The sequence below is a fragment of the Halorarum halophilum genome (genome assembly GCF_013401515.1).
Classification (GTDB): Archaea; Halobacteriota; Halobacteria; order Halobacteriales; family Haloferacaceae; genus Halorarum; species Halorarum halophilum.
The window spans coordinates 571,528-588,694 of sequence record NZ_CP058529.1; the positions used below are offsets into that span (position 1 = coordinate 571,528).

At 67.6% G+C, this 17,167-nt stretch carries 23 protein-coding genes, 1 tRNA gene and 1 pseudogene; 21 read left to right on the forward strand and 4 right to left on the reverse strand.

The features are described 5' to 3' along the window. The first annotated feature begins 35 nt into the window (after positions 1 to 35). From HUG10_RS02965 to HUG10_RS02975, 3 genes are all read left to right on the forward strand, one after another. Positions 36 to 1,031 carry a hypothetical protein gene (locus HUG10_RS02965; RefSeq protein WP_179168135.1) on the forward strand — a complete coding sequence of 332 codons (996 nt, stop codon included), beginning with the start codon at positions 36 to 38 and terminating at the stop codon, positions 1,029 to 1,031. A gap of 92 nt (positions 1,032 to 1,123) precedes the next feature. After that, positions 1,124 to 1,276 carry a hypothetical protein gene (locus HUG10_RS02970; protein WP_179168136.1) on the forward strand — a complete coding sequence of 51 codons (153 nt, stop codon included), beginning with the start codon at positions 1,124 to 1,126 and terminating at the stop codon, positions 1,274 to 1,276. A 53-nt stretch (positions 1,277 to 1,329) separates the two neighbouring features. Next, complete coding sequence (locus HUG10_RS02975; RefSeq protein ID WP_179168137.1) at positions 1,330 to 1,824, forward strand: DUF309 domain-containing protein; 495 nt, start codon at positions 1,330 to 1,332, stop codon at positions 1,822 to 1,824. 24 nt (positions 1,825 to 1,848) lie between these two features. On the opposite strand, the pseudogene HUG10_RS02980 reads toward HUG10_RS02975, so the two are convergent. Continuing rightward, a pseudogene (locus HUG10_RS02980) lies at positions 1,849 to 2,022 on the reverse strand (DUF309 domain-containing protein); the annotation flags it as partial. A 120-nt stretch (positions 2,023 to 2,142) separates the two neighbouring features. Between HUG10_RS02980 and HUG10_RS02985 the strand changes: the two are divergent. The 4 genes from HUG10_RS02985 (at position 2,143) to HUG10_RS03000 (ending at position 3,672) form a co-directional block, all read left to right on the forward strand. Further along, on the forward strand, positions 2,143 to 2,433 hold the full coding sequence (locus HUG10_RS02985) for a hypothetical protein (protein ID WP_179168138.1): 291 nt from the start codon (positions 2,143 to 2,145) through the stop codon (positions 2,431 to 2,433). Positions 2,434 to 2,484: 51 nt separating this feature from the next. Further along, a tRNA-Leu gene (locus HUG10_RS02990) sits at positions 2,485 to 2,568 on the forward strand. 190 nt (positions 2,569 to 2,758) lie between these two features. After that, on the forward strand, positions 2,759 to 2,923 hold the full coding sequence (locus HUG10_RS02995) for a hypothetical protein (protein WP_179168139.1): 165 nt from the start codon (positions 2,759 to 2,761) through the stop codon (positions 2,921 to 2,923). A 173-nt stretch (positions 2,924 to 3,096) separates the two neighbouring features. Beyond that, positions 3,097 to 3,672 carry a Yip1 family protein gene (locus HUG10_RS03000; protein WP_179168140.1) on the forward strand — a complete coding sequence of 192 codons (576 nt, stop codon included), beginning with the start codon at positions 3,097 to 3,099 and terminating at the stop codon, positions 3,670 to 3,672. A gap of 167 nt (positions 3,673 to 3,839) precedes the next feature. Here HUG10_RS03000 and HUG10_RS03005 read toward each other — a convergent pair whose 3' ends face one another. Both HUG10_RS03005 and HUG10_RS03010 read right to left on the reverse strand, forming a co-directional pair. After that, on the reverse strand, positions 3,840 to 4,091 hold the full coding sequence (locus HUG10_RS03005; protein ID WP_179168141.1) for a hypothetical protein: 252 nt from the start codon (positions 4,089 to 4,091) through the stop codon (positions 3,840 to 3,842). Between the two features lie 102 nt (positions 4,092 to 4,193). Continuing rightward, entirely contained in the window at positions 4,194 to 4,463 is a 270-nt protein-coding gene (locus tag HUG10_RS03010; protein ID WP_179168142.1) for a hypothetical protein, read from the reverse strand. 93 nt (positions 4,464 to 4,556) lie between these two features. On the opposite strand from HUG10_RS03010, the gene HUG10_RS03015 reads away from it, so the two are divergent. The 3 genes from HUG10_RS03015 to HUG10_RS03025 are packed head-to-tail and all read left to right on the forward strand — an operon-like array spanning position 4,557 to position 7,084. After that, positions 4,557 to 5,360, forward strand: a complete 804-nt coding sequence (locus tag HUG10_RS03015; RefSeq protein WP_179168143.1) for an inositol monophosphatase family protein — start codon at positions 4,557 to 4,559, stop codon at positions 5,358 to 5,360. A 60-nt stretch (positions 5,361 to 5,420) separates the two neighbouring features. Continuing rightward, a complete protein-coding gene (locus HUG10_RS03020; RefSeq protein ID WP_179168144.1) occupies positions 5,421 to 5,882 on the forward strand; it encodes an Lrp/AsnC family transcriptional regulator in 462 nt (153 codons plus the stop codon). 38 nt (positions 5,883 to 5,920) lie between these two features. Continuing rightward, positions 5,921 to 7,084 carry an HD domain-containing protein gene (locus HUG10_RS03025; protein ID WP_179168145.1) on the forward strand — a complete coding sequence of 388 codons (1,164 nt, stop codon included), beginning with the start codon at positions 5,921 to 5,923 and terminating at the stop codon, positions 7,082 to 7,084. A gap of 142 nt (positions 7,085 to 7,226) precedes the next feature. Here the strand turns inward: HUG10_RS03025 and HUG10_RS03030 are convergent, their stop codons facing one another. Further along, a complete protein-coding gene (locus HUG10_RS03030; protein ID WP_179168146.1) occupies positions 7,227 to 7,655 on the reverse strand; it encodes a response regulator in 429 nt (142 codons plus the stop codon). 284 nt (positions 7,656 to 7,939) lie between these two features. Between HUG10_RS03030 and HUG10_RS03035 the strand changes: the two genes are divergently transcribed. The 11 genes from HUG10_RS03035 (at position 7,940) to HUG10_RS03085 (ending at position 17,081) form a co-directional block, all read left to right on the forward strand. Continuing rightward, positions 7,940 to 8,188 carry a hypothetical protein gene (locus HUG10_RS03035; RefSeq protein WP_179168147.1) on the forward strand — a complete coding sequence of 83 codons (249 nt, stop codon included), beginning with the start codon at positions 7,940 to 7,942 and terminating at the stop codon, positions 8,186 to 8,188. 206 nt (positions 8,189 to 8,394) lie between these two features. Beyond that, positions 8,395 to 9,630, forward strand: a complete 1,236-nt coding sequence (locus tag HUG10_RS03040; RefSeq protein WP_179168148.1) for an HD domain-containing protein — start codon at positions 8,395 to 8,397, stop codon at positions 9,628 to 9,630. After that, the gene (locus HUG10_RS03045; protein ID WP_179168149.1) at positions 9,627 to 10,658 is read left to right on the forward strand and encodes an amidohydrolase family protein; all 1,032 of its coding nucleotides are present in this window, start codon (positions 9,627 to 9,629) and stop codon (positions 10,656 to 10,658) included. Before HUG10_RS03040 ends, HUG10_RS03045 begins: the two co-directional genes overlap by 4 nt. A 100-nt stretch (positions 10,659 to 10,758) precedes the next feature. After that, positions 10,759 to 11,055 carry a 50S ribosomal protein L21e gene (locus tag HUG10_RS03050; protein ID WP_179168150.1) on the forward strand — a complete coding sequence of 99 codons (297 nt, stop codon included), beginning with the start codon at positions 10,759 to 10,761 and terminating at the stop codon, positions 11,053 to 11,055. A 3-nt stretch (positions 11,056 to 11,058) separates the two neighbouring features. Further along, a complete protein-coding gene (locus HUG10_RS03055; protein WP_179168151.1) occupies positions 11,059 to 11,415 on the forward strand; it encodes an RNA polymerase Rpb4 family protein in 357 nt (118 codons plus the stop codon). 53 nt (positions 11,416 to 11,468) lie between these two features. Further along, positions 11,469 to 12,113, forward strand: a complete 645-nt coding sequence (locus HUG10_RS03060; protein ID WP_179168152.1) for a DUF655 domain-containing protein — start codon at positions 11,469 to 11,471, stop codon at positions 12,111 to 12,113. Positions 12,114 to 12,191: 78 nt separating this feature from the next. Further along, on the forward strand, positions 12,192 to 13,058 hold the full coding sequence (locus HUG10_RS03065) for a 16S ribosomal RNA methyltransferase A (protein ID WP_179168153.1): 867 nt from the start codon (positions 12,192 to 12,194) through the stop codon (positions 13,056 to 13,058). Continuing rightward, positions 13,055 to 14,311, forward strand: a complete 1,257-nt coding sequence (locus HUG10_RS03070; protein ID WP_179168154.1) for a mechanosensitive ion channel family protein — start codon at positions 13,055 to 13,057, stop codon at positions 14,309 to 14,311. Before HUG10_RS03065 ends, HUG10_RS03070 begins: the two co-directional genes overlap by 4 nt. Beyond that, positions 14,301 to 14,921, forward strand: coding sequence for a HemK2/MTQ2 family protein methyltransferase (locus HUG10_RS03075; protein WP_179168155.1), 621 nt, complete (start codon positions 14,301 to 14,303; stop codon positions 14,919 to 14,921). The genes HUG10_RS03070 and HUG10_RS03075 overlap by 11 nt, the downstream gene beginning before the upstream one ends. 55 nt (positions 14,922 to 14,976) lie before the next feature. Beyond that, positions 14,977 to 15,999 (forward strand): 5-methyltetrahydropteroyltriglutamate--homocysteine methyltransferase, encoded by a 1,023-nt coding sequence (locus tag HUG10_RS03080; RefSeq protein ID WP_179168156.1) that lies wholly within the window; start codon positions 14,977 to 14,979, stop codon positions 15,997 to 15,999. Continuing rightward, positions 15,996 to 17,081 (forward strand): methionine synthase, encoded by a 1,086-nt coding sequence (locus tag HUG10_RS03085; RefSeq protein WP_179168157.1) that lies wholly within the window; start codon positions 15,996 to 15,998, stop codon positions 17,079 to 17,081. Before HUG10_RS03080 ends, HUG10_RS03085 begins: the two co-directional genes overlap by 4 nt. Positions 17,082 to 17,167 lie beyond the last annotated feature (86 nt).

Below are 17,167 nucleotides of genomic sequence, written 5' to 3' on the forward strand. Positions count from 1 at the left end.
ACGGATGCGCGGTTTCGAGGGGAGGTGAGGACCCGATGACGGCGCGACCGAAGGTGAACTGGCGCGTCGTGGCGGCAGTGTGGGCTGCCTTCCGTGAGTACGTGGACGAGAAGTACGACGGGATCGAGGGACGGCTTGGCTATGAAGTCGACGCAGCGATGGCAGAGTACGCCGACTTAGATGCCTACGCCCCTGTCGAGGCAGAGGTTGACCGGCTCATCCGAGCCGCGGGGCGGACCCCCGCAGACCTCTCCGCCGAAAAAGAACTCATCGCTGACGCCATCGGGGGAGAGGAGACAACCCTTGTACAGGTTCACGTGCGCGCGGGCGTGAAGGAGGGGTTCCAGGCCGCTGCCAACCAGGCCGACAATCGCCCAGGCGAACACCTCACCCGCGCCCTCCAAGAGCGCATGGACGGCGGCCGCGCCACCCGGCTCGTGCGGAAGCTCGAGCGACTCGGTGCGGACACCGAGCGACTCCTCGCGGAAGCGTCTCCTGACGCAGACGGCAACCTGGGCACCGTGGGTCGCCGTACAGTCTCCATCTGTCGGCGTCTCGGTGATGAGTTCACGCGTGATGACCTGGAGGACGCGATTCGCACCGAAGAGTTAGAATCGACGAGGACGATCAGGACCTACACTGAGCGGGTGCTCGACCGGTTGGAGTACGCCGAACATCCGGTGAACACAGACCTGTTCATCCCGGAAGAAGAAGCGGCCGCGAGAGCGGACGAGTTGGACCTTCCCGACCCGGAAGCGCCTGAACACGAACGGAAGGGTTATGACGCACTCGACGCAGACGAACGCCTCCAGGCCATCCGCGACGCGGCCATCAGCGAAGCACAGGAGCGCGGAGGGTTGGGCCAACTCACGGTGGAAGACGTCCGTGAGGATGTATTTCATTCCGGAGGGCCATCCGACAGCGGGGCGCGGGGAATGATGGAACGAGCGGCTACCGCGGACCCGTTCAGTTATGGGACGTTCCATGGCACCACCGCCCTCCGATGCGACCTCTCCAAGGTGGATCGATGACTCCCGCGGTGGGCATGCCAACGGTCCACATCTGTGAAACAAACTAGGCGTTCGGAGATCGCCGCGTCATCCATGTGGTGCTTCCACCGGGCATGCCAGCGGACACGCCGCTCGCGGACCTCCGTGACACGGGCTACGACGTGCTGGCGGTCGGAGTGTTCCCTGAGGAACTTCCCGCCTGCCCGGCCGCGGGAGCGTACCCGGCGTGTGAGCATGTAGTGCTCCGCTCACCCAAACCGGGATAAGCGGTACGCACGCCCGGCGACGAGATTAGGTTGGTGTGGCCGATACAGCCGATATGGACGACCACACCCGAGACGAATCCGTGGGTCCGCCGACGCACGGCGCGCCGACTGGGTGGCTCGCCGAGCGTGCAGAGTCGAATGGGTGGGAGCACGGGTCACTTCGACGCGCTACGCTCCACGGCGTTCGACTCTATAACGCAGGCGAGTACCACGAGGCCCACGATTGTTTCGAAGCAGAGTGGTACAACTACGGGTCAGGAACGACTGAGAGCGCGTTCCTCCACGGGATGGTACAGGTCGCTGCTGGCGCGTACAAGCACTTTGATTTCGAGGATGACGCAGGGATGCGGTCACTCTTTGAGACCGCTCTCCAGTACCTCCACGGCGTTCCGTCGGACTTCTATGGCGTGGACGTGGATGGAGTGCGGACCACGCTCGATACTGCGCTTGAGAACCCGGCGGTGCTCCACGGCTGGGAAATCGAACTCGATGGCGAGCGACCCGTTGCAGACGCGGTCGACCGCGAGTACGCAGAACGCCTCGAATGAATTGGCGTCACTTAATCAAACATTCTCGTCCTCGAAGCAGTCGTGGCTCTCGTGGTAGTCGCCCGCGTTGAACAGGCGGACGCCGTGCTCGGTCGCGCGCCGGAGGGTCGCGTGCTCCCAGACCCGCTCGTCCGCGCGCCATCCGGCGGGCTCACCCAGCGGCGGCGCGACGCCGGGGTCGCGGGTGTGGTCGTCCATGTCCGTTCCTGCTCCTCGACGGGTATCAGTTTCGCGGTCGTCGTGGTGTTCCACGGCGACTAGGAGGAAGGGGGTGAGGGGGCGACGTGGCTTTATGATCGACCGCACGAACAATCCCCCGTGCGATTCATCCGTCGCGGACTGGCCCGGCTCGTCGGGTTTCTGGCCGCCGTCGCGGCGCTTCCGCGGCGAGCAGTGGAGGGCGCGTGGGACCTCCTGACGGACGAGGCGGCTCGCCCGGGCATGCTGTATCTCGTCGCCCTGGCCCTCGGGTTCGGGAGCTTCGCGGTCTACTTCCTCCGCGGCGGCGGCGACCCGACAGGGCTCGAACTCGGCATGCAGTTCGGCTCGCTCGGCGTCGTGTTCTACGTGTCGCTCCGGCAGGCCGGCACGGCGCCGCGTCGCCGCTGACTCGCGGATTCGGAACGCTTTACATCGACCGAGCGGGAGTTCCAGACGCGTGCGAGGGTAGCCAAGCCTGGAAACGGCGGCGGACTCAAGATCCGCTCCTGTAGAGGTCCAAGGGTTCAAATCCCTTCCCTCGCATCGCCGGGGAATCAACCCCGAGATGCGGAAGACGCCGCAGGGGCGCTCTTCCCTCGCAATTACTATCGACCCGTCAGCGATACAGAGAGAGACGAGACCCGTTTCCGATCCACCGTTCGAACGGGAGGGGCCGATTGCTGGTGGATTCGGCCGGCACAACCGTAATGTACCCCACCGACGATTTCCTAGCGTGACCGATAGCGACCCGGATCCGAACAACCCGCTCTCCCCGTACTATCCGTCGGAGGCCCCCGGTATCCCGGGAAGCGGCCGGAAGTGGTTCGCGCTCCTCCTGGCGCTGATGATACTACTGGGGGCGTCCTTCGGAGTTCTCTCGCTCCTCTTCTCGTTGTAGTTCACCGGCATCGGATTCGAGCCCCCCTGTGAGATACGGAGGTTCCGCAACGATCGTCCCACCGGGGAATCCCCGACCGGAACCCGGACCGAACCGGATTCACGGCCGGTTGACTATCACGAGTTGTCGGGGAACCCGAATATTATTCACCCCTTCGAGTGCTGTTCAGAACGATGCCCTCCACGCCACTGTTCGATCCCCGCGCGTTCTTCACCGAACGGAACCCGTCCCTGCGAGGCGCCGCGGCCATCCTCTACTTCGCCGGGATCGCTCCCGTTTCGACGGGTGCTATCGCGACGGGCGGATTCGGTCCCGCCGACGTCACGGGCTGGCTACTCCTCCTCGCGGTACTGGTCGGTGCCGCAGGCGGTGCCGTCGTGATCTGGACGGTGTACGCCGTCGGTATCTATCTCGCGACGGCGGTGGCCGGAGGGACCGGATCGTTCACCCGGACGGCGGCGAACGTTGGCTGGTCACTTCTCCCGCTCCTGCTCGGTAACGTGGTCACGTCGCTGGCGAGGTGGGGAGTGTATCTCTCCGGCCGACTCTCCGGCGAGGGGTCGGTTCGGTTCCCGTCCTGGCTGGACGGACTGAGTCTCGTCGTTGCCGTCGGCTGCTACCTCTGGATCGGCTACCTGCTGGTGTACGCGATCGAGGATGCCCGCGACGTTTCGGTGCAGCACGCGACCGTGATCGCAGCGATAGTGGCGCTCGTGAGTGTCCTCGTCTCGGTAGGTATCAGCCTCTGAGTACGCGTCGGAGACCGTCCCCTCGTCGAGGCCCCGCTGCAACTCGCGGTCTGCCCGTTGCGCGAGCACATCACCACCGGGCCTCGCGATGCGGCACACCTTGAACTACCCAACGTCGAACGCACCCCGAAAACGAAACCTCCAGCTCGGGAAGAACGGACGGTCGACTACCGTCCGCCGTCCGTCGCGACGCCGAGGACCTCGTCCGCGCTCCGCCTGGCCTCCGCAGGGGACGGCCGGTTCCCGTTGCAGACCTCGCCGCAGAGTTTCGCGGCGAGGTCCGTGACGTCGGCCTCGGTGCCGTCGCTGGCGACGCGCTCGAACGTCCGCTGGTACGTGGCCGCACAGCGCTGCCCGCCGTCCGTGGTGGTCGCGTCTATCGCGTACTCGATTTGTTTGACCGCTTCCGTCGGTCGCATGGTGGGACGTACGGGTTCGTCACAGTTAACTTCACTCTGAGTCGGAATCGAGTTAATCGTCTGCTCGTTCGCCACTGGTGCCCTTCGGGTCGCGGAAAATCGCTAGTCGACGAGCCGTTCCATCGCCCGCAGGTACTCCGCGGCGACCTCGTGGTCCGCGTCGGCGTGGTACTCGACCCGGGAACAGCCGAAGAGGAGTCGCTCCCGGAGGGGGCCCTCCGGGAGTTCGGTCCGGGAGACGGTGACGACCGTATCCAACGCGTCGAGCAGTCGTTCCGTCTCACCTCCAGCCGCGTACAGGCGGGCCTCGGCGACCAGATGAGACAACGCCGTGTGGACGCCCGCCGGGCGATCGGTCCCTTCGTCGCTCACGCACCGGGGTAGTCGGCGGACGCACCTAAATCCCGCAGGTCGGCGACGCCGGACCGACGGGTATTACGGGCCACTCCCCCGTCGATCCCCCGCATGAACGGGCGAACGAGTCGGGCGGCTGTCGCCGAGCGCGCCGCGCGGGCCGGTGCGGCAGTGGCGTCCGGACGGTTCCGCAGCGACGTCGACGTGGAGACGAAGGGTGGCAAGACGAACGTCGTCACCGAGGCCGACCGGGCGTCACAGCGCCGGGTCATCGAGATCGTTCGCGACGCCTACCCGACGGACGCGCTGGTCGGCGAGGAGGAAGAGGAGCTGAAGGCGATTCCATCGGAGGGTCCGGCCTGGGTCGTCGACCCCATCGACGGGACGAACAACTACGTCCGCGATATTCGGGTGTTCGCCACCGCAGTCGCCGCGGTCGTCGACGGCGACCCGGTCGCGGCCGCGAACGTCCTCCCGGCGATGGACGACGTGTACACGTCCGACGCCGACGGCGCATACCGAAACGGGCAATCCGTGGCGGTCAGCGATATCTCCGACCCCGAGAGGGCGACGGTCGCGCCGACGGTCTGGTGGGGGTTCGACCGGCGGGACGAGTACGCGGCGGCCTGCTCGGAGATCGTCCGTCGGTTCGGCGACATGCGACGGTTCGGCTGCGCGCAGGCGACGCTGGCGATGGTCGCCGACGGGTCACTGGAGGGGACGATCACGAACGTCGCGTGCAACCCCTGGGACACGGTCGCCGGCGTCCACATGGTCCGGCAGGCGGAGGGACGGGTGACGGATCTCGACGGTGAGCGCTGGACGCACGACTCCCGCGGTCTCGTCGCCTCGAACGGCTCCGTCCACGACGAACTGCTCGACGCGGCGCGCGGAATCGACGCCGTCAGGGGGTGAGGAACTCGCCGGGAGTGGAACGAGCGCAACGTCGAAGTACCGGCCAGTCGGAGGTTCGGTATGGAACTCGACGACACGGACCGTGCCATCCTCCGCATCCTGCAGGAGGACGCGCGCACGCCGTTCAGCGAGGTGGCGCGGCGCATCGACATGTCCAGCGCGACGGTCCACGACCGCGTCTCGCGCCTGGAGGAGGCCGGGGTCATCCGGGGGTACCACGCCGAGATCGACCCCGGATCCGTGGGATACGGGGTCTCGGCGCTCGTCGGACTTCGGGTCCAGCAGGGACACGAGGACGAGGCGCTCGCCCGGTTGCGCGAGGTGGACGGCGTCCGGGAGATCCACCTGACGACCGGGGAGTGGGACGTGATGATGCGGGTGTACGCCGAGAACACCGACGACCTCCGGGAGCTGATGTTCGGACAGATCGCGGGGATGGACGGGTTCGACCGCTCGCAGACGATGGTCATCCTCGGGACCGCCTACGAGGAGGCGGGCGTCCCGATCCCGTCGCACCGATAGTATTTCACGGCGACACCTCCACCTCCGCGTAGCGACCGATGAAGGCCATCAAGGACAGCGTCCACGACTACATCACCCTCGACCCCGCCGCCGCCGACCTGCTGGACACCGACGCCGTCCAGCGGCTCCGGCACATCAAGCAGCTCTCCACCGTCCGGCTCGTCTACCCGTCGGCATCCCACACACGGTTCGAGCACAGCCTCGGCGTCTACCATCTCGCCTCCCGGGCGCTGGACTCGCTGGGGATCGAGGGCGACCGGGCCAGGCACGTCCGGGCCGCCGCGCTCCTCCACGACGTCGGCCACGGACCGTACGGTCACCAGACCGAGACGGTGATCGAGCGACACACCGGCCAGCATCACGACGAGGTCGGCGACCTGCTCGGCCGGACCGACGCGGCCGACGTCCTCGAGTTCCACGACCTCGACCCCGATCGTGTCGCTGCGCTCGTCCGCGGCGAGGGGGAACTCGGCCAACTCGTCTCGGGTGAACTGGACGTGGATCGGATGGACTACCTGGTGCGGGACGCCCACCACACCGGCGTCCCCTACGGCACCATCGACCACGAACGGCTGGTCCGCGAACTCAGATACAGCGACGGACGACTCGTGCTCGAGGAGGGGAACGTCCGGACCGCCGAGTCGCTGCTGCTCGCCAGGGCGCTCATGGACGCGACGGTGTACCGTCACCACGTCTCGCGCATCGCCGGCGCGATGCTGGAGCGCGCCTCGGAGCGGCTCATCGCCTCCGGCATCGACGTCGGGACGTTCCGCCGGATGGCGGACCACGACCTGCTCGTCGCGCTCCGGGAGGACGTCCCCGAACTCGGCCGGCGCATCGAGTACCGCGACCTGTACAAGCGGGCGGTGTGGGCGGAACTCGGGGACGTCCCGGCGGACGTGGTGGAACTCGACCATGCGGGCGAACGAGCCGCCGAGCGCGACATCGCGGACGTCGCCGGCGTCGACGACCGCGACGTCCTCGTCGACGTGCCCGGCCGGCCGACGTTCACCGAGGCCGCCAGCCGCGTCGTCGTCAACGGCGTCCCCCAGCGGCTGGAGGACGCCTCCGAACTCGTCTCGGGACTCCGAGCGGCCCAGCGCGCCGGCTGGCGGATGGGCGTCTACGCGCCCGAGGAACACGTCGACGAGGTCGCGGCCGCGACGGAGGCGGTCCTCGGCGTCCGCGCGGTCGCCCCGTGACGGCTTCCGAATCGGCGTCGTCACTCATCGGAACCTACCGACCTCGAAGAGACTGGCCGTTTCAGCACGCACCGTCTCGGCCATTGAAGAAGCGAGAATCGCTCGGAACCGAACGTGCGAGATTGGCGCGGAATAGAGGGCGTTACTGCTTGTGCGGAAGTACGTTCTCGTAGAACCAGAAGTCGACGACTCGCTGCGCTAACGCCTCGTACTGGTCGGGGTTGTCCGGTTTCCGCAGGTACGCGTTCGCACGGAGCTTGTAGCTCCGCTGGACGTCCTTCTCGACCGTGGAGCTGGTGAGGATGAGAACGGGGAGATGAGCGAGTTCCTGGTTCTCGCGGACCTCCTCGAGCACCGTAAACCCGTTACTCCCGGGAAGGTTCAGGTCCAGGAGGAGGACGTCCGGCAGTGTGGGCGGCTCCGTCGCCGCGCGCTCGGAGAGGAAGTCGAGCGCCTCCCGACTGGTGGTCACAGCGTGGATCGAGGTGCTGCGGTCCACCGTTTTGAAGGCTTCCTGGATGAGTCGAACGTCACCAGGATTGTCCTCGACGAGTAGAATGTCAATATTCATGTTACGGAGAGGTTCAGGAGCTTCCAGCACATCGATTGGCCCTCCCCGAGTTAAGGTCTTTGTCTAAGTGGGTAGGTTCTGGACGGTACTTGATTGGATCGAACAGGCGTTCACGACTACCCGACCGCCGGTGCGACCGCCGTGACGGCTGCGTTTTCCCTCCGCTGCGGCCGCCGACAGGACTGCTCACCACCTCCGGTAGTTGACGGGCGCCGACAGTGCAGACGAGCGTATCCGGAGCTACCGCACGGAAAGCACTTGTATCCGAGACGACGTTTAGTTCTATGACAGAACCGGTCGTCCCTTGTAACGTTCTGGTGGTTTTCTTCATCGGGTTACTCGTCACGGGAGCGACTATTGGAATCCGGAACGAACAAGAGGTTCGTGCGTGTCACGACGAGTACGACGACGATCCATCGGTCATCGTGATGTGCGAGGACGCACTCACGGATATCAGGCGTGGGGTGGCCATGTTCAGTGTGATACTCGGTTTCGTCGGCGTGGCGTGGAACGTTCAGTCCCGATGGAGCTGATCGGTTCGTAGCACCCCTGAGCGGTCCTCTCGCACTAACGACTTCCCTTGGACTCGGATCCGACCGACGGTTACCGGGAATCGAGGGCGTTCGGTCCCACCTGCACCGTCGAATCGGCAACTGTTTTTATCCGATGCCGGCCAAACGCGGGGTATGATCCGATTCGTCGCGGCTCCGACGACCCGTTCCCATCGGAGGGTCCCCGCGTGACGACGATCAAGGACTCCGTCCACGACCACATCCAGGTCGAGGGCGTCGCCGCGGACCTGCTGGACACGCCCCAGGTCCAGCGACTCCGTCGCATCGCCCAGCTCGGCACCGTGAAGCTGGTCTACCCGTCGGCGAACCACACGCGGTTCGAGCACAGCCTCGGCGTCTACCACCTCGCCTCCCGGGCGCTCGAACACCTCTCCATCGAGGGCGTCCAGGCCGAGCGCATCCGCGCCGCCGCGATGCTCCACGACATCGGCCACGCCCCGTTCAGCCACAACGTCGAGGAACTGCTCCACCGACACACCGGGCTGTACCACGACGACGTCGAGGAGCTCATCGCCGACACAGCGGTCGCGGACGTGCTCGCGGACCACGGGCTCGACCCCGACCGCGTCGCCGGGCTCATCGCCGGCGAGGGCAAGTACGGTCAGCTGGTGTCGGGTGAACTGGACGTGGACCGGATGGACTACTTGGTGCGGGACGCCCACCACACCGGCGTTCCGTATGGCACCATCGACCACGAACGGCTGGTCAGGGAGCTGACCTTCGTCGGCGGCGAACTCGTGCTCGACGAGGGCAACGTCCAGACCGCCGAATCGCTCCTCGTCGCTCGGGCGCTGATGAATCCGACCGTCTACACCCACCACGTCGCGCGTATCAGCAAGGCGATGCTCCGGCGCGCGACCGAGCGCCTGCTGGACGCGCCCGACATCGACGCCGACGTCGTCCGTCGGATGGACGACTACGACCTCGTCACCGCGCTCCGGATGAACGACGGCACCGCCGAGTTCGCTCGGCGCTACGACTCACGGGACCTCTACAAGCGAGCCGTATGGGCGGAGTACCACGACGTCCCGGAGTCGGTTCGCTCGGCGGACCCCGCCGAACTCCGGGACGTCGAGGCCGACGTCGCCGAGAGCTGTGAACTCGATGCGAACGAGGTCATCGTCGACGTACCGGCCGAACCCGGGATGACCGAGTCGACCTCCGAGGTCCTCGTCAACGGCGAGGTCCGTCGGCTGGAGGACCAGTCGCCGCTCGTCACGGCCCTCCGCACGTCCCAGCGCGAGCAGTGGCGCCTCGGCGTCTACACCGTCGCGGACGCGACCGGCCGGGTGGGAAGGGCTGCCGCCGAGCGACTGGGGCTCGACATCGATGGCGCGCTCGTCGCCGACGTGACGCCGGGCGTGACCGCGACGCTCGACGAGTTCGACGGGGGTGCGCGATGAGCGGACCGGTCACGTTCGAGGGCACGGTGCTCGTCGGCCGCGACTTCGACCCCGTGGAGGGACGCGTCGTCGTCGAGGACGGCGTCATCACCGCCGTCGAGGAGACGTCCACCGGGTCGACCGACATCGTCGCGCCCGCGTTCGTCAACGCCCACACCCACATCGGTGACTCCATCGCGAAGGAGGCCGGCCGGGGCCTCTCGCTGGACGAACTCGTCGCCCCCCCTGACGGACTGAAACACCGGCTCCTCCGGGAGGCGAGCCGCGAGGAGACGGTCGCCGCGATGCGGCGGAGCCTCGAGTTCATGGCCGAGTCGGGCACGGTCGCACACATCGAGTTCCGCGAGGGGGACGTCGCCGGCGTGGAGGCCATCCGCGACGCGGGCGAGGGCGTCCCGATCGAGAGCGTCGTCCTCGGTCGCGGCTCCGTGGACGCCATGGAGCACCCCGAGTCCGACGGTTACGGGGCCAGCGGGGCTCGTGACGGCGACTTCGACACCGCACGCAACGCGACCAGGCGCGCGGGGAAGCTGTTCGGCATCCACGCCGGCGAGCGCGACGCCGACGACGTGAACCCGGCGATGGACCTCGACCCGGACTTCCTCGTCCACATGGTCCACCCGGACCCCGTCCACCTCGACCGACTGGCCGACGCCGACGTTCCCGTGGTCGTCTGCCCTCGGTCGAACCTCGTCACGAACGTCGGCGTCGCCCCCCTTCGAGAACTGGTCGAGCGGACCACCGTCGCGCTCGGAACGGACAACGTGATGCTGAACTCCCCGTCGATGTTCCGGGAGATGGAGTTCGCCTCGAAGCTCACTGACGTGACAGCCGTCGATGTCCTGCGGATGGCGACGGTCAACGGCGCCGAACTGGCCGGCCTCGACTGCGGGCTCGTCGAGGAGGGTCGACCGGCGAAACTGCTCGTCCTCGACGGCGACTCGGACAACCTCGCCGGGGTCCGCGATCCGGTCCGCGCGGTCGTCCGCCGGGCCGGTGAGACGGACCTGAAGCGGGTCGTTCGGTGAGGGGAACTCGGTATCTCGACTCGCCGTGTTCCAGTCACGGGCGCGACGACGGGAGAACGCACCATTTATAAGTGAACCCGCGGAAACACCTCGTACGATTATGCCGAGCTCCAACGGACCACTCCACGGCACGCGTGGCAAGCTCTCGAACGACCCGCGGGACCGGGGGACCTCCCCGCCCCAACGCGCGATCGCCGAGTTCGACGACGGCCAGACCGTCCACCTCGCGCTCGACCCGTCGGTTCCCGACGGGCGCTTCCACCCGCGGTTCAACGGCCGGACGGGAAGCGTCATCGGCGAGCAGGGCGCCGCGTACAAGGTAGAGATCACCGACGGCGGCGTCACCAAGACGATCATCGCCAAGCCCGCACACCTCCGCGCCCAGAAGAACGAGTAGCCAATGACGATATTCAAGGAAAAGCTCGACGAGGAGTACCTCACCGTCTCCGAGGCGAAGGAGCTGCTCGCCGACGTCGAGGCGGAGCGCGCGGCCGACGAGGACCGCGAACTCCGCTACGAGCTAGCTCGGGCCATCGAGCACGTGAACCGGTTCGCGGTGCTCGACGCCGAGGAGTCGGTCGAGCTCGTCCAGGACCTCCAGGAACTGGAGAAGGTGAACGAGGCGACCGCCTACAAGATCGCCGATCTGCTGCCGCGCGACCGCACGGAGCTGCGGGCCATCTACGCGCAGGAACGGTACGCCCTCGACGGCGACGAACTCGACGAGATCCTGAACGTCGTCGCGAAGTACGCCTGACGGCGGGTCCCCCGCGACCACCTTTTATGCACCTGCCCGGTGTATCCGGATGTATGACCGATGACGAGCCGTCACTGGACGACACCTCGGCCGAGGCGGACGCCACCGAAGCCGAGGACGCACCCGGCTCGGCCGAGCGGCAGCGGATGGCGGTACTGCTGGACTACCTGCCGAACGGAGACCCGTCCGACAACAGACCGCCCCACCAGAAACCGGCGCTCGCCTACGCGCTCGGCGAGGACGACTTCCGCCTGTACGAGTTCCGCCTCGCGGACGAGGCCGACCTCGCTATCGGCGACAGGATCGCCGTCGGACCCGAACCCAACGAGGTCGTCGACCGCATCAGCGAGATCGGGTTCGACGACCTCACCCGGAACGCACAGGGCGAGCTCGAGTACGCGGTCGAGGAGCTCATCGAGCGCGACGAGCGACGGTTCGTGGACTTCTACAACGACGCGGGTCCCATCACCCTCCGACTCCACCAGCTGAACCTCCTCCCGGGTATCGGGAAGAAGCTCAGGAACAACATCCTCGAGGAGCGCAAGCGCGGTCCGTTCGAGTCGTTCGACGACGTGGAGGAGCGCGTCTCCGGGCTCCACCGCCCGCGCGAGGTGCTCGCCGAGCGCATCATGGAGGAACTCCGCGACGAGGACCTGAAGTACAAGACGTTCGTCGGCCGGAACGACGAGGACGGCTGAGGTCGGCCGACGACGCCCACCGGACGACGCCCACCGGGATAGACGGATTTACGGCGGGCCACCCCAAACGCCGGTTCGATGACCGAGTACGAGTCCGAGTCCCCACCCCGGGACCCGGACCGTCTCCGCCGGCGTGCCGGTGTGAGGGGGAATCCGGACCGCGACCAGCACTTCCTCGTCGACGATCGCGTGCTGGACAGGGTGCCGGGCTACCTCCCGCCGGACGCCGACCGCTCGCACCTGCTCGAGATCGGCGGGGGCACCGGGGCGCTCACCGACAGGCTTCTCGCCAGCGGCGAGCACGTGACGGTCGTCGAGCGGGACCCCGACCTCGCCGCCTTCCTCCGCGAGGAGTTCGACGAGGAGGTCGCCGCGGGCCGCCTGGACGTCCTCGAGGGCGACGCGCTCGACGTGGAGCTCCCCGAGTTCACCGCCTGCGTGTCGAACCTCCCGTACGGCGTCTCCTCGGAGATCGCGTTCCGGCTGCTCCCCGAGAAGCGACCGCTCGTGCTCATGTTCCAGCTCGAGTTCGCCGAGCGGATGGTGGCCGACCCCGGAACCGAGGAGTACGGCAGGCTCTCGGTGAGCGCCGGACACTACGCCGATGTGGAACTGGTCGAGACGGTGCCGCGTGAGGCGTTCGACCCGCAGCCTCGCGTGGAGAGCGCGCTCGTGAGGTGTACGCCCCGCGACCCGGAGTACGAGGTCGCGGACGAGGAGTTCTTCCTCCGGTTCGTGAAGGCGCTGTTCACCCAGCGGCGCAAGACGGTCCGGAACGCGATCCGGAACACGGCCCACATCTCCGGGCTCGCCGACCCCGACGCGGTGGTCGAGGCGGTCGACGAGGGGACGCTCGCGAAGCGACCGGGGGAGCTCCCGCCCGCCGCGTTCGCCGCGCTCGCGGGGACCGCGCTCCGGGAGAGCGACGTCGGTGAAGGACAGTGACCGGGGCGGCGGGAGCACAGAACGGGACCCAGACGCCGACCGCGTTCCCCACTGGAAACGAGACGACCGGCAGCACGCCGTTGTTCCCCCCGGAGGTGACCGAACCGCTGCACGAGCTGTTCCCGACCGTCGAGGCGCAACTCGTCGGGACGCTCATGGTCGTCGTCGGCCTGTTGCTCGTCGGGGAACTCATCCGGGCGTCGGGCGATCCGCTGAAGGAGCGGTACAACGACACGCTCGTCGAGGCGGCGCAGGCCGGGACGATGGCCGTCCTCACGGCGCTCGTCGGAATCTTCTTCGTCGTCGTGTGGCGCGGCGGGGCCGTCGTCCTGTTCCTTATCGACGTGCTCGACATCGAGGAGCGGGACATCGCGAAGCTGATGTTCACTGCCGTCATCCTCGCCGGGGCGTACTCGCTCACCCGGGTGACGAAGCGCTCCGTCAAGCGCATCGGAAAACGACGCGGCGCGCTCTCCCAGCACCAGCGTCAGATCGCACACCACGTCGTCCAGGTCACCATCTTCATCGTCGCGGTCCTCGTCGCCCTGAGCCTGTGGAAGGTGAACATCGGCGGCCTCCTCGTTGGCGCGGGGTTCGCCGGCATCGTGCTCGGCCTCGCGGCCCGGCAGACGCTGGGGGCGGTCCTCGCCGGGTTCGTCGTGCTGTTCTCGCGGCCGTTCGAACTGGGCGACTGGGTCAGGATCGGCGAGCACGAGGGCATCGTCACCGACATCAACATCGTGAACACCCAGCTCCGGACGTACAACGACGAGTTCCTGATGGTCCCCAACGACACGGTGACGAGCCAGGAGATCCTGAACCGGTCGCGCAAGGGGCGGCTCCGGATCAACGTCGACGTCGGCGTCGACTACGACGCCGACCTGGAGGAGGCGATCGACATCGCGGAGGGCGTCATGGCCGACCGGGAACACGTGCTCGAGAAGCCGAACCCCCAGGTCGTCCTTCCCGAGTTCGGCGACTCCGCGGTGGTGCTCCGGCTCCGCTTCTACATCGACAACCCGAGCGCGCGGAAGATGTGGAAGGCACGCACCAACGTCATCGCGGCGCTGAAGTCGGCGTTCGACGACGCCGGCGTGACCATCCCGTTCCCGCAGCGCGAACTGTCGGCCCGCGGCGGGCGACCGGCCGTCGACGTCACCGAGGCGGTTGCCGACAACGGCGCGCCTCCGGAGACGGAGTCTAACTCTGCGCGCGATCGAGGGGCAGGGACGGGGGCCGGCGATGCCGAATGAGGCCGACGGTTCCGGCGAGGACGACGGAACGCGGGACGCGCTCGCCGCGCGTCGCGGGCTGGACGACCCGGTGTACGCGCCGGCCGAGGACTCCGGGCTGCTCGCGGAGGCGGCCGCCGAACGAGCACGCGGCGTCGTCCTCGAGGTCGGCACCGGGTCCGGCTGGGTCGCGGAGCGGACTGCGGAGGTCGAGGGAGTCTCGCGCGTCCTCGGCAGCGACGTGAACCCGCACGCCTGCCGACGCGCGCGGGAGCGCGGCGTCGAGGCCGTTCGCGCGAGCCTCGTCGACCCGTTCCGCGACCGCGCGTTCGACACCGTGCTGTTCAACCCGCCGTACCTACCGACCGACCCGGACGCCGAGTGGGGCGACTGGCAGGAGGCGGCCCTCTCGGGCGGCGAGTCCGGTCGCGAACTCATCGAACCGTTCCTCGAGGACGTCGGTCGCGTGCTCGCCCCGTCGGGGACCGTCCTGCTGCTCGTCTCCTCGCTGACCGGCTTCGGCGAGGTCGTCGAACACGCCGTCGACTGCGGGTTCCGCGCGGAGACCGTGGTGGAGGAGTCGTTCCCGTACGAGACGCTATCGGTGCTCGCGCTGTCGTTGGATAACTGAAGTGCATTTTTTGCTTTAGCAAGTATTATGCCTCGGCATTTCGAACCGTCTGACGATGACTGACGTAGTCGCGACCACACCGGGGCTGTTCCCGCTCCCCGACTGGGCGAAGGAGGACCTCTCCGACCTGAAAGGCCACCAGAAGGGCGATCTCGTCTCCGGCGGCGAGGGCGGGGAGATCGCCAGGGCGTACGACCGCGTTCGGAACGAGGTCGTGGACGACCAGACGGACGCCGGCCTCGACCGCTTCGTCGAGGGGCAGGCCCGCTGGGACGACATGCTGGCCCACCCGCTGACCGTCCACGAGAACGTGGAGACGGGTGGCATCGTCCGGTACTACGACAACAACAACTTCTACCGCGACCCCCGGGTGACGGGGGAACTGACGTTCTCCGGCGACGTCGCCGCCGAACTCGAGGCCGCGAGCGGACTGCTCGGCAGCGACGCCGACGACCGACTCCAGGCGGTCCTCCCCGGCCCCTACACCCTCGCCGACCTCGCGTCCGACGAGTACTACGGCGACGAGGCGGAGTTCCTCGCCGCCGTCTCGGAGTTCCTCGCCGGGGAGGTCGAGGCGTTCCCCGCGCACGCGACGCTGTTCCTCCTCGAACCCTCCTTCGTGACGAACGCGCCCGACGACGACCTCGACGAGCGAGCGAGCGAGGCGATCGACGCCGTCGCGGGAGCGACGGACGCCGACGTGGTCGTCCACACGTACTGGGAGGCGTTCGCGGAGAAGCCGTACGCCCACCTCATGGACGCCGACGTCGACGCGCTCGGCTTCGACTTCGTCGCCGCGGACCGGGAGGCGAACCTCGAGTGCATCAACGAGTACGGCACGAAGGGGGACGTCGCCCTCGGCCTCGTCGACGGGCAGAACACGCTCGTCGAGGAACCGGGGACGATCGCCGAACGCGTGAACTGGGTCCGCGAGCAGGTCCCCGGCCAGGAGTTCGACACGACGTACGTGAGCTACAACACCGAGCCGTTCTACCTGCCGACGAGCAAGCACGTGGAGAAGCTCTCGGCGATCGCGGAGGCCGCTCGCCTGGCCGCGACCGAGGGGGTGGAGGCGTGAGCCGAAACCCCGCCAACCGCGAGCAGTTCCGGCCCGAGGGACACCCGACCGACCACTTCCTGCTCACCACGGTCGTCGGCTCGTACCCGAAGCCGAAGTGGCTGAACCGCGCCGGCGATCTCAGCGAGGACCCGGACTCGAAGTTCGACGCCGACGATCTCGCGGAGGCCCACGACGACGCGTGTCGGGTCATCACCCACGAGCACGAGCGCGCGGGCCTCGACACCGTCGTGGACGGGGAGATGCGCCGCGAGGAGATGGTGGAGTTCTTCGCCGAGCGCATCGACGGCTACGAGTTCAATGGCCCCGTGAAGGTGTGGGGCCACAACTACTTCGACAAGCCGTCGGTCGTCGACGACGTTGCGTACGCGGAGCCGTGGCTGGTCGACGAGTTCGAGTTCACCGACGCCGTCGCGTCCCGCCCGGTGAAGGTGCCGATCACGGGGCCGTACACGCTGGCGAACTGGTCGTTCAACGAGGCGTACGACGACAGCGAGGCGCTCTCGTACGACCTGGCTGACCTCGTGAACGAGGAGATCGAGAAGCTGGTCGAGGCAGGCGCGCGCTACATCCAGATCGACGAGCCCGCGCTGGCGACGACGCCAGACGACCACGCCATCGTCGGCGAGTGTCTCGACCGCATCGTCGCGGGGGTCCCCGAGGACATCCGGATCGGGCTCCACGTCTGCTACGGCGACTACTCGCGGGTGTACCCCGAGATCAACGACTACCCGATCGACGAGTTCGACGTCGAGCTGTGCAACGGCGACTACGAACAGATCGAGGTGTTCGCGGACGGCGAGTTCGCGCCGGACCTCGCGCTCGGCGTCGTCGACGCCCACGTCGCCGAGGTCGAACCGGTCGAGGAGATCAAGGCGAACATCCGGGAGGGCCTGAAGGTCGTCCCGCCGGAGAAGCTCACCGTCTCGCCCGACTGCGGGCTGAAGCTCCTCCCGCGAGAGATCGCCTACGGCAAGATGGCGAACATGGTGCAGGCGGCGCGCGAACTGGAGGCCGAACTCGACGCGGGCGAGGTAGAGGTCCCGGCGACGACGAGTGGCGCCCCTACCGCGGACGACTGACCGGTCCCTCCTCCTTCCGTTTCCGTTCTCGAGGTCGCCCCGGTATTCCAGTCCCACGACTCGGTGTTAGAGAATCCCCGAACGAT